Here is an 11,663-nt window from a genome sequence, read left to right as displayed (position 1 = left end):
ACTGATCACCATGACCGCCCACGACTACGACAGTCAGCTCCTCGAGTCCGTCTCCGTGCGGCGACGGCGGTTGCGGGACGCCCTGTTGTTCGGGGCACAGCGGCAACGGCGGGCCATGGACGAGCGGATGGGAAAGGTGCTCGCCGGGATGGTGATCGCGGCCGTGCTGTGCGCGGGGTGTGTGGGGTGGTCGTTCGTGTCGCACCGGCTGATCGGGCAGAGCCCGTACTCCCCCGGCGTTCCCACGCCCTCGGACAGTCCTACAAGCCGGTGATAGGTTCGCGATCGTGATGTCTACGGGGGCCTTGAGCAGGGAAACGGCCGGTGGGCCGGTGGTGTTGAGCCGCGTCACGCTCGTCGGTGAGCGGCGTCGCGTCGACCTGGTGCTTCCGGCGCGGGAGCCGGTCGGGCTGCTGCTGCCCGAGATCATGCGGTTGCTGGAGGACCGCGTGAAGGGTCGGCCCGCCTCGCGTCACCTCGTCACGGTGGACGGCTCCGCGCTCGATCACGACAGCACCCTGGAGACGGCGGGCATCCGCGACGGCGCCGTACTGCGTCTGGTCCGTGCGGAGGACGCCCCACCCGCCCCCGTCGTGCACGACGTCACCGACGAGGTGGCGGAGGATCTCGGTCACCGGGCATGGGTGTGGGGGCCGGCCGCCCGACGGGTCACGGCGGGTGCCGCGAGCGTGGGCTGGGTGGTCGTCGCCGCACTGTTCGCACGTGCGCAGTACGACCGGACGGCCGCCGCCGGTGCCCTGCTCGCCGCGGCCGGCCTGGCCGCGGTGGCGGGTGCGCTCCTGGGGCGGGGGCGCAGGCACGGAGTCGCCACGAGCCTCCTGTGTTCCGGCGGCGCGCTCGGCGTGCTGGGCGTTTGGAGCCTCGTCGACGTCGTCGGCGGGTCCTCGGCGGGCGCGCTGCGGCTCGCCGGGGTGGCGGCGGTGACCGTACTGGTCCTCGCTTTGCTCGGACTGTTCACACCGCTGGGGCGGGGCGGGGTCGTGGGTGCCGGCGCCGTGGCCTTGACCGCCGTCGGCTGGGAGGCCGTCCTCGCCGTGCAGTCCGGCGCCGCGACGGCGGAGCAGCAGGCGCGCGTCGGGGCCGTGCTCGGCGTCGTATGCGTGGTGGTGCTCGGAGTGCTGCCACGGCTCGCGCTGATGGCGTCCGGGCTCTCGGGGCTCGACGACCGGCGGGCCGGCGGGATCTCCGTCAGCCGCCACCAGGTGTCCGCCGCCCTGGCCGCCGCCCACCGCGGGTTGGTGCTCGCCACGATCACCCTGGCGGGGTCGGCCGCCGTGGCCGCCGTCCTGGCGCTGCGGCATCCCTCCGTGTGGACGGTGCCGCTCGCCGCGGTCGTCGCTGTGGTGCTGGCTCTGCGGGCTCGGGCGTTTCCGCTGGTCGCCGAGGTGGTCGTGCTGCTGGCCGCCGCGGCGGGTGTCGCACTGCGGCTGCTGACTGTGTGGGCGGAACGGTCCTCGGCCGTGGCACCGCTGGCCGTCCTGGTCGTGCTGGCGGTCCTGCCGCTCGTCGTTCTCACCGTGCAGCCGGCCGAGCACGTGCGGGTCCGGCTGCGGCGTGCCGGGGACCTGCTCGAGTCGGTGGGGATCATCGCGCTGCTTCCGCTGCTCGTCGGCGTGTTCGGTGTGTACGGGCGACTGCTCGACACCTTCGCTTAGGGGGCGCGGCGGCATGGCGCAGGGGGAGCAGGGACGGGAGCGGCCGTCGGCGGGCGACGACTGGCAGCGGGACGTGCTGCGGGAGCTGGGCGGCGGCTCCGGGAGCGGCCACCCGGATACGGATGCCCGGCCCGGAGAGCCCGCGCTGCGGCTCGTGCACCCCGCGCCCCCGCAGCCCGCGGCCACGACGTCGGAAGCGGGCGCGGGCACGGACGGTGACGCGTCCGGCCCGCCCGCCCCCGCGGGCGGGCCCGCGTCCCCGACCCTCATGCCCGGCACCCGGTCCGCCGACGAACCGGTCCCCGAGCGGCCCGCGACGCCCGCCACCCGCGACGCCCGCCTCCCGGCGACCCCCGCCCCCGAGTCGTCCCCCACCCTCGATCCCCGTCTCCTCCTCGCCCTGGGACGCCCCCTGCACGGCGACTCCGTGACCCGGCGTACGGGGCGGGCCCTGCGCAAGCTCACCTCGTCCGTGGCACAGGACGTCGCCGAACAGACCCGGATCGCCCGCGAGTTGCAACAGTCCGTCACCACGGGCCGGGTGGTGGCCGTCACCTCCATTCGTGGCGGCGTCGGCAAGTCCACGGTCTCCGCGTTGCTCGGGCGCACCCTCAACCACTACCGGCACGACCCGGTGCTGACACTGGAGGCCGATGCCGCGCTGGGCACCCTGCCGGTGCGCATGGGTGCGGAGGCGGTGCGCTGGACGCTCGCCGATCTCGCGTCGATCCTCCACCCGTCCATGCAGCTGACGGACGTGACCGGCTATCTGGTGCCGGTGTCGGACGGCGGCTGGCTGCTGCCCGCGAGCCGGGGCCAGGTCGGTCCGCCGCTCGACATGGTGTCGTATCGGAAGGTGACGCTGGCGCTGCGCCGCTACTTCGCCGTGACCGTGGCCGACTGCGAGACGCTCCCCGGTGAGGTGGCGCGTACGGCCATGGACACCGCGCACGCCCGGGTGGTGGTGTCGCCGGCCACCGCGGAAGGCGTCGGCGCCACCCGTCAGGTGCTGGACTGGCTGGCCCGGTTGCCGCACTCCGCCCTTGCCACGACGGTCGTGGCGCTGGTGTCGAGCACCCCCGACACGCTTCTCGACGACAGGACGGCCGCCGGGCACCTCAAGGAGGCCGGTGTCACCGTCGTCACCGTGCCCTACGACCGTCATCTGGCCGGTGGCGGCCCCATCCGCACCGACCTCCTGGCTCACGCCACGCGGCAGGCCGTCCTGCGGCTGGCCGCCGAGGTGATGGGGCGCGCGGTGAGGGTGCGATGAGCATCCGGCCGATACGTCCCGGTCCGTTCCCGTCGCGCCCCGGTCCGTGTCCGTCCTGCCCCTCTTCCGTCACGACCCGCTCCGGAGAAGTCCGCCCGTGACCCTGCAGATCGTCCACCGGCCCGCCCGCAGCACCCGGCCCCTGGAACCCGGCCGGCCCCGTACGGTGGAGGCACCGCCCAACCTGCCCGAAGGGAAGACCGGCAACGCGGCCACCGCGCTGCTGCCGATGGCGGGCGTCATGGGCTCCGTGATCATGATGACCGTGGTCCGCAACAGCCGGTTCGCGATCGTGGGCGCGGTCGTCCTGGTCTTCGCACTGCTGGGAGCGGTGGCGCTGTTCCTGTCGCAGCGCGGAAAGGCGCAGCGCACCAGGCGCACGCAGCGTGAACGCTACTTGGAGTACCTGGAGGAACTGCGGGAGGAACTCGGTGCCGCCGAGCGTCGGCTGCGGGACGCGGAACGGGAGCTGAACCCGCCGCCGAACGCGCTGTACGACCTGGTGCGGGACCCCGCCCGGTTGTGGGAGCGGCGCCGCCAGGACGCCGACTTCCTGCGGGTGCGGGTCGGTCTCGGTGACGTACCGGCCCCTGAGCCGACGATCCAGCAGAGCGGCGCCGGCGGGGTGCTGACGCCGCCGGACCCGTTCATGCTCAACGAGGCGCGCGCCCTGCAACGCCGGTTCGCGACGGCCGCCGACGTGCCCCTTACGGTGCCGTTGGACCGCGTCGGGAACGTCAGCGTCATCGGTGACCGGGAGGACGTCCTGCGGGTCGTACGGGCGCTGCTGGTGCAGACCGCGGTGACGCACGCTCCCGATGACGTCGCGCTCGCCCTCGCCGTGCCCGGCGAGCGGCTGGCCGAGTGGGAGTGGGCGAAGTGGCTGCCCCACGTGCTGGATCCGCGGGCGCACGACGGTCCGGTGGCCGCCCGCCGAATCGCGCCGGAGGTGCGGCAACTCTCCGAACGGCTCCGGCACGAGCTGGGCCGGCGGGCCGCGTACGCGGCGGAGGTGCGGCGGGGCCTGGCCGACCGGAACGCGCTGCGGCTGGCGGCGCGGCTGCTGGTGGTCGTCGACGCCCACGGCGAGCCGGCCGTCGAACTCCCCCGCCCCGACTCGGCGGTCGGGCTGCCGGACATGGGTGTCACCGTCGTGCACCTGCTCCAGGAACAGGTCCACGAGCCGGACGAGGTGAGCGTGCGCCTCACCGTCCACGGCGAGCGGGTGGTCGTCGAGGACCTGCGCGGATCCGCCGCCGAGGGCACCGTCGACCCGGTCACCGCGGCCGGGGCGGAGGGCATCGCCCGGCTGCTGGCCCCGCTGCGGCTGTCTCCGGAGTCCGCCGCCGAGGGAAGTCCCGTCACCGGACCCGTCGACTTCCCCGCGCTCCTCGGCATCGACGACCCCGCCGACCTCGACCTGACCGCCCTGTGGCAGCCCCGCGGCGAACGCGACTTCCTCCGCGTGCCCATCGGGCTGACGGACCGCCACGAGCCGGTCCTGCTGGACCTGAAGGAATCCTCCCAGCTCGGCATGGGCCCCCACGGTCTGTGCGTGGGCGCGACCGGTTCGGGCAAGAGCGAGCTCCTGCGCACCCTCGTCCTCGCCCTGGCCACCACCCACTCCCCCGAGGACCTGGCGCTCGTCCTGGTCGACTACAAGGGCGGCGCCACGTTCGCGCCCTTCGCCGAACTCCCGCACACGGCCGGGACGATCACCAACCTGGAGAACCAGGCCGGGCTCGTCGAACGCGTCCACACCAGCCTCGCCGGTGAGGTCAAACGCCGCCAGCAGGTCCTGAAGGACGCCGGCAACATCGCCGACATCGGTCACTACACCGTGCTGCGCGCGACGGAGAGACCGGACCTCGAACCGCTCCCGCACCTGTTCGTCGTCATCGACGAGTTCGGCGAACTCCTCACCGCCAAGCCGGACTTCATCGACCTGTTCCTGTCCATAGGACGTATCGGCCGCTCCATCGGCGTCCACCTGCTGCTGTCCAGCCAGCGCATCGAGGGCGGCAAGCTCAAGGGCCTGGACACCTACCTGTCGTACCGGCTGGGCCTGCGGACCTTCTCCGCCGACGAGTCCCGCACGGTCCTCGACACCACTGACGCCTTCCATCTGCCGCCCCTGCCCGGATTCGGCTATCTGAAGGTCGACACCTCCACCTACGAACGGTTCAAGGCCGGATACGTCTCCGGCGCCCACCACGGTCCTGCGGTGCTCGAACAGCGGGACGAAGCGCCGCTCGCCCTGCCCTACCCGGCGTACAACACCGCGGGGCGCACCGAGGAGCGGGAAGAGCAGCCCGCCGCCACCCGTCGGGAGACCGGCCCGACCGTCCTGTCGCTGATGGTCGGCCGGCTCACCGGTGCCGCGCCCGCCGTGCGCCGCATCTGGCTGCCCCCGCTGCCGGACGCCGTCACCCTGGACGCGACCGCCGGCCCGGTCCGGGTCTCCGAGCACGGGCTGCGTCTGGCGCGTGCCACGGGCGGGATGCGGGTGCCGCTCGGCGTGCTCGACGACCCTGCCCGGCAGTGGCAGGGCCAATGGGTGCTGGACCTGACCACGGCCGGCGGCCATGTGGCCGTGATAGGCGGCCCCCAGTCCGGCAAGACCACGCTCCTGCGGACCCTCGTCCTGTCACTGGCGGTCACCCACACCCCCCGCGACGTCGCCGTGTACGGCCTGGACCTGGTCGGTGGCGGCCTGTCGGCGCTGGCCGCCCTGCCGCACGTCGGCGGGGTCGCCGGACGGGCCGACCGTGAGCGCGCGGCCCGTACGGTCGCCGAGGTGCGTGCCATGCTCGCCGAGCGCGAGACGGTCTTCCGCGAGCACGGCATCGACTCCGTCGACCAGCTCCGCGGGCTCCGCGCCCAGGGACGGCTGCCGCGGCTCGGCTCCACGGACGTCGTCCTCGTGGTCGACGGTTTCGGAGCGCTGCGCGACGACTTCGCCGACCTCGACGAGCCGATCGCCGACCTGCTGAAGCGGGGTGGCGGCTACGGCATCCACGTGGTGGCGGGCATGCTTCGCTGGAACGACGTCCGCATCGCGGGCCAGTCGCTCTTCGGCACCCGCGTCGAGCTGCGCCTGAACGACCCCGCCGACTCCTCCGTCGACCGCAAGCTCTCCGAAACCCTCTCGCCGGACGTTCCCGGCCGGGTGCTGACCGACGGCAAACTGTTCGCGCAGACCGCCCTGCCCCGCATCGACGGCTCGCCCACGACCGGTGACCTGGGCCCGGCCCTGGACGAGGCGGCCCGGACCGTCCGCGCCACCTGGCACGGCGAGCCCGCCGCCCCGGTGCGGGTGCTGCCGACCCGGCTGCCGGTGACCCGGCTGCCCTCGTCGGCCGCCGAACCGCGGCGGATACCGGTCGGCCTCGACCAGGACGCCCTCGCCCCCGTGCTGCTCGACCTCTTCGGCGGCGACCAGCACCTGCTGGTCCTCGGCGACAACGAGTGCGGCAAGACGAACCTGCTGAAGCTGATCGTCGCCGGACTCGTCGAACGGTACGCCAACGACGAGCTGGTCTTCGGTGTCTTCGACCCGCGCCGCGGGCTGCGCGGTGTCGTCCCCGAGCCGTACCGGGGCGGTTACGCCCACAACGCCACGCTCGCTGCCGCCCTCTCCACGGGCATCGCCGCCGAACTGCAGAAGAGGATGCCGGAGACCGCCGACCCGGACGCGCCCGAGACCGGCGAACCCGCCTTCCGGGGCCCGCGGATCGTCATCCTCGTCGACGACTACGACATCCTCACCACCGCCGGACAACAGCCCCTCGCGCCCTTCCTGCCGTACGTCTCCTCGGCGCAGGACATCGGCCTGCACTTCGTCCTCGCGCGCCGCACCGCGGGAGCCTCCCGCGCGCTGTACGAACCGCTCCTGACCACACTGCGCGAGACGGGTACCACCGCCCTGGTGATGACCGGCGACCGCACCGAGGGGCAGCTCTTCCCCGGCCTGTACGCCTCCCGGCAACCACCGGGCCGCGGCACCCTGGTCCGCCGTGGCCGGAACCACCAGCTCGTCCAGACCGCACTGGCCGGAGCCGAAGAGGAGGAGTCGTGACCAAGGACGTCATCGCCCTCACCCCGACGATGCCGGACACCTGGGCCCTGCTGGCCGGCCTGTACGCGGGCGGGCCCGAGGCGGGCGTGACCACCGACTCCTCGGGCGCCATGCTGCGTCTGTGCGCCCCGGACGGCAGGCCCCTCGTGTCCGTGGAGGCCCCGATGCTGGTCCAGGTCCCCGGGGAGGCCGAACGGCTGCTCGGACGGAACGTGCCCGTGCCGTTCTGGTGGACAGAGGCCCGGGCCTCCGGCGCCGTGCCCGAGGCCGAGCGGCTGGCGGGATCCGTGTGCGGGCGGCTCGCCCTGCTGCTCGGCGGAAGCACCTGGCCCGAGCCGGCGGCGAGCACCGAGGTCGTGGACATGCGGGCGGCCGTCGCACCCGACGACGGACAGCCGGTCGTGGACGTCCTCACCGAAAGCACGTCCGTCGTCCTGGCCGACCGGCCCGTCCTGGCCCTGACCACCTGGCTGTCCGAGGTGCTGCGGGGCACCTCCGAGTCGGGCCGTGCCCTGCAGATCGTCACCCCGCCGCACGTCCGGCTCAGTGCCCCGGCCCGCGCCACCCTCCTCCAGGTGCCCAACCGCTGGGTCGTCCAGGAGCCGGCACAGGGCTACTACGACGGCCTGTCCGGGGCAGTGCTGCGCTGGCAGGACGGGACGTTCGCGCCCGCGCTCGGGGCGGACGGCACGGCCTCGGTCGCCGCGGCGTTCGGCCGCACATCCTCGTCGGGTGATCGGCAGCTCGTCGTGGCGTTCCGTACGACGCTCCCCGCACACGAGAACGTCGTCCTGGGCGAAGGGCTCGAGACGGCCTGGCGCGTGCTCACCGGCTCGGCGCCGGCCGGCTGGGGCACCGCGGAACCCGTCAACCTGCCCTGGTCGCCACGCCAACTGACCGATCTGGCCCGTGACCGGGCTCCCGAGCCGACCCATCTGATCGTGACAGGACACCCCGACCGGCCCGCCCTGGCGTGGATCCGGGTCACGCGGACGACCGCCGGAGTGGAGCAGGACGTGACGCTCGTCCTCGGGTACGGGGAGGATGAGGACCCGCCCCTGGAGGCGATCACGCCCCTCGCCGAGACCCTCGCCGTGGGGCACGGCCTGACGACGATGCTCGCCTCGGTACGACGGGCCTCCCGTGATCTCACCACGCGGCCCGTGCTCCAGGCCCCTCCCGTCCCGGTGGCCTTCACCCTGGGCGCGCGGGACGTGCGGGGCATCGGCCTCACCCATGCCCGTCGCCCACCCGTCGAGGTACGACCCGTCGTCCTGGGGCCCGCCTCCGAGCCCGCCCTGCACTACCCGCTGGGGGACGGGTCGGACGCCGGTGCCCTCGTCGCGTTGCACCGCCTGGCGGCGCATCTGCGGGCCGGTGTGCCCGGTACGGGGGTGGAGGCCTGACGGTGTGCTCAGCGCGGGCGGGACCGGGGCTTGCACAGGGCCCGGGGCCCGCCCGCGCGGCTCCTAGCCCGCGTGTTCCACGAAGCGGGCCGCCGTTTCGGCGAGGACCTCGCGGCCGTCTCGGGCCCACAGGGTGTCGTTGAAGAGTTCGACCTCGATGGGGCCGGTGTAGCCGGCCGCCTCCACGTAGCCCTTCCACTCCCGCATGTCGATCGCGCCGTCGCCGATCTGGCCGCGGCCGTTGAGGACGCCCTCGGGCAGCGGGGTGGTCCAGTCGGCGAGCTGGAAGGTGTGGATACGGCCCTGGGCGCCCGCGCGGGCGATCTGGGCGGGGGCCTGGTCGTCCCACCAGATGTGGTACGTGTCGACCGTCACGCCGACCTGGTGGGCGGGGAAGCGTTCCGCGATGTCCAGGGCCTGGGCGAGGGTCGAGACCACACAGCGGTCGGAGGCGAACATGGGGTGCAGCGGCTCGATGGCCAGTTTCACCCCGTGTTCCTCGGCGTAGGGGCCGAGTTCGGCGAGGGCGTCCGCGATGCGTTCCCGGGCGCCCCGCAGGTCCTTGGAGCCGGCCGGCAGACCGCCCGAGACCAGGACCAGGGTGTCGGTGCCGAGGGTGGCCGCCTCGTCGACGGCACGGCGGTTGTCGGCGAGGGCCGCCGCCCGCTCGCCGGGGTCGCTCGCGGTGAGGAAGCCGCCGCGGCACAGCGTCGTCACCGCGAGGCCCGCGTCGCGCACCAGCTTGGCCGCCGCCTCGACGCCGTACGCCTGGACGGGCTCGCGCCACAGGCCCACGCCCGGTACGCCCAGGTCCCGGCAGGCGTCGACGAGTTCGGGCAGTGACAGCTGCTTGACGGTCATCTGGTTGATGCTGAAGCGCGCGAGGTCGGTCACGGGGTCACTCCGTACAGGTGCAGCAGGGTCCTCATCCGTTCCTCGGCGAGCTTGGGGTCGGGGAACAGGCCGAGGCCGTCGGCGAGTTCGTAGGCGCGGGCGAAGTGGGGCAGGGAGCGCGCCGACTGGAGGCCGCCGACCATCGTGAAGTGCGACTGGTGACCCGCCAGCCAGGCGAGGAACACCACGCCCGTCTTGTAGAAGCGGGTGGGGGCCTGGAAGAGGTGCCGGGAGAGTTCCACGGTGGGGTCGAGGAGGGCGCGGAAGCCGTCGGTGTTCCCCGTGTCGAGCACGCGGACCGCCTCCGCCGCCAGCGGACCCAGCGGGTCGAAGATGCCGAGCAGGGCGTGGCTGAAGCCCTGCTCGTCGCCCGCGATCAGCTCGGGGTAGTTGAAGTCGTCGCCGGTGTAGCAGCGCACGCCCTGGGGGAGGCGGCGGCGCAGGTCGATCTCGCGCTGGGCGTCCAGGAGGGAGACCTTGATGCCGTCGACCTTGTCGGGGTGGGCGGCGATGACCTCCAGGAAGGTGTCGGTGGCCGCGTCCAGGTCGGACGAGCCCCAGTAGCCCTCGAGCGCCGGGTCGAACATCGGGCCGAGCCAGTGCAGGATCACGGGCTCGGCGGCCTGGCGGAGGAGGTGGCCGTAGACCTCCAGGTAGTCCTCGGGGCCCTTCGCCGTCGCGGCGAGGGCGCGGGACGCCATCAGGATGGCCTGCGCGCCGGACTCCTCGACGAGCGCGAGCTGTTCCTCGTAGGCCGCCCGCACCTCGGCGAGGGTGCCGCCGGTGATCTGGTCGGTGCCGACGCCGCAGGCGATGCGGCCGCCGACCGCCTTCGCCTCGGCGGCGGAGCGGCGGATCAGCTCGGCCGCGCCCGCCCAGTCCAGGCCCATGCCGCGCTGTGCGGTGTCCATGGCCTCGGCGACTCCGAGCCCGTGCGACCACAGATGGCGGCGGAAGGCGAGGGTGGCGTCCCAGTCGACGGCGGCGGGCGAGTCGGGGGTGGTGTCGGCGTACGGGTCGGCGACGACGTGCGCGGCGGAGAAGACCGTACGGGAGGTGAAGGGGGCGCCGGTGGTGAGGGCGAGGGGTTCGGTGCGGGGCTCGTAGGCGCGCAGGGTTCCGTTCGCGTCGGGCAGGTGCAGCGTCACAGCGTGATCTCCGGTACGTCGAGGCGACGGCCCTCGGCCGACGACTTCAGCCCCAGCTCGGCGAGCTGGACGCCACGGGCGCCCGCCAGCAGGTCCCAGTGGTAGGGGGCGTCGGCGTGGATGTGGCGGAGGAACAGCTCCCACTGGGCCTTGAAGCCGTTGTCGAACTCGCCGTTGTCCGGGACCTCCTGCCACTGGTCGCGGAAGACCTCGGTGGCGGGGATGTCCGGGTTCCACACCGGCTTGGGGGTGGCGGAGCGGTGCTGGACGCGGCAATTGCGCAGACCGGCGACGGCGGAGCCCTCGGTGCCGTCGACCTGGAACTCGACGAGCTCGTCGCGGTTGACGCGGACCGTCCAGGAGGAGTTGATCTGGGCGATCGCGCCGCCGTCCAGTTCGAAGATGCCGTAGGCGGCGTCGTCGGCGGTGGCGTCGTAGGGCTTGCCGTTCTCGTCCCAGCGCTGCGGGACGTGGGTGGCGGTGAGGGCCTGGACGGACTTCACCCGGCCGAAGAGCTCGTGCAGCACGTACTCCCAGTGCGGGAACATGTCGACGACGATGCCGCCGCCGTCCTCGGCGCGGTAGTTCCACGACGGGCGCTGGGCCTCCTGCCAGTCGCCCTCGAACACCCAGTAGCCGAACTCGCCGCGCACGGAGAGGATGCGGCCGAAGAAGCCGCCGTCGATGAGGCGCTTCAGCTTCAGCAGGCCGGGGAGGAACAGCTTGTCCTGGACGACGCCGTGCTTGATGCCGGCCGCGTTCGCCAGGCGGGCGAGTTCCAGGGCGCCGTCGAGGCCGGTGGCGGTCGGCTTCTCGGTGTAGATGTGCTTGCCCGCGGCGATCGCCTTCTTGAGGGCCTCCTCGCGGGCCGAGGTCACCTGCGCGTCGAAGTAGATGTCGACGCTGTCGTCCGCGAGGACCGCGTCCAGGTCCGTCGCGATGTGCTCCAGCCCGTGCCGCTCGGCCAGCGCCTTCAGCGCGTGCTCCCGGCGGCCGACCAGGATCGGCTCCGGCCACAGCACGGTGCCGTCACCGAGGTCTAGGCCGCCCTGTTCGCGCAGGGCCAGGATGGAGCGGACGAGGTGCTGGCGGTAGCCCATGCGCCCGGTCACACCGTTCATGGCGATACGCACCGTCTTGCGTGTCACGTCATTCCCTTCGTACGCGGTTCGCGCGCCGCGTACGCCC

At 73.5% G+C, this 11,663-nt stretch carries 8 protein-coding genes; 5 read left to right on the top strand and 3 right to left on the bottom strand.

Going from position 1 to position 11,663, the window contains the following annotated elements; genetic code table 11:
* The first annotated feature begins 10 nt into the window (after positions 1 to 10).
* The 5 genes from ACZ470_RS01440 (at position 11) to ACZ470_RS01420 (ending at position 8,433) form a co-directional block, all read left to right on the top strand.
* Positions 11 to 274, top strand: a complete 264-nt coding sequence (locus tag ACZ470_RS01440; protein ID WP_468423316.1) for a hypothetical protein — start codon at positions 11 to 13, stop codon at positions 272 to 274.
* 31 nt (positions 275 to 305) lie between these two features.
* The gene (gene eccD, locus ACZ470_RS01435; RefSeq protein WP_468423314.1) at positions 306 to 1,676 is read left to right on the top strand and encodes a type VII secretion integral membrane protein EccD; all 1,371 of its coding nucleotides are present in this window, start codon (positions 306 to 308) and stop codon (positions 1,674 to 1,676) included.
* Between the two features lie 13 nt (positions 1,677 to 1,689).
* Entirely contained in the window at positions 1,690 to 2,949 is a 1,260-nt protein-coding gene (locus ACZ470_RS01430) for a hypothetical protein (protein ID WP_468423312.1), read from the top strand.
* 97 nt (positions 2,950 to 3,046) lie between these two features.
* Positions 3,047 to 7,027: a type VII secretion protein EccCa gene (gene eccCa, locus ACZ470_RS01425; RefSeq protein ID WP_468423310.1), complete on the top strand. Its 3,981-nt coding sequence runs from the start codon at positions 3,047 to 3,049 to the stop codon at positions 7,025 to 7,027.
* Positions 7,024 to 8,433, top strand: a complete 1,410-nt coding sequence (locus tag ACZ470_RS01420; RefSeq protein ID WP_468423308.1) for a DUF6177 family protein — start codon at positions 7,024 to 7,026, stop codon at positions 8,431 to 8,433. Before eccCa ends, ACZ470_RS01420 begins: the two co-directional genes overlap by 4 nt.
* Positions 8,434 to 8,496: 63 nt before the next feature.
* On the opposite strand, the gene ACZ470_RS01415 is transcribed toward ACZ470_RS01420, so the two are convergent.
* From ACZ470_RS01415 to ACZ470_RS01405, 3 genes are read right to left on the bottom strand one after another with little or no spacing between them, the layout of a single operon-like run.
* Complete coding sequence (locus tag ACZ470_RS01415; RefSeq protein WP_468423306.1) at positions 8,497 to 9,327, bottom strand: sugar phosphate isomerase/epimerase family protein; 831 nt, start codon at positions 9,325 to 9,327, stop codon at positions 8,497 to 8,499.
* Positions 9,324 to 10,475 carry a dihydrodipicolinate synthase family protein gene (locus tag ACZ470_RS01410; protein ID WP_468423305.1) on the bottom strand — a complete coding sequence of 384 codons (1,152 nt, stop codon included), beginning with the start codon at positions 10,473 to 10,475 and terminating at the stop codon, positions 9,324 to 9,326. The genes ACZ470_RS01415 and ACZ470_RS01410 overlap by 4 nt, the downstream gene beginning before the upstream one ends.
* Positions 10,472 to 11,623: a Gfo/Idh/MocA family protein gene (locus ACZ470_RS01405; protein WP_468423303.1), complete on the bottom strand. Its 1,152-nt coding sequence runs from the start codon at positions 11,621 to 11,623 to the stop codon at positions 10,472 to 10,474. The genes ACZ470_RS01410 and ACZ470_RS01405 overlap by 4 nt, the downstream gene beginning before the upstream one ends.
* Positions 11,624 to 11,663 lie beyond the last annotated feature (40 nt).

The organism is Streptomyces sp. NPDC031111, assembly GCF_055570675.1.
This window is presented reverse-complemented; position numbering and strand designations above follow the sequence as displayed.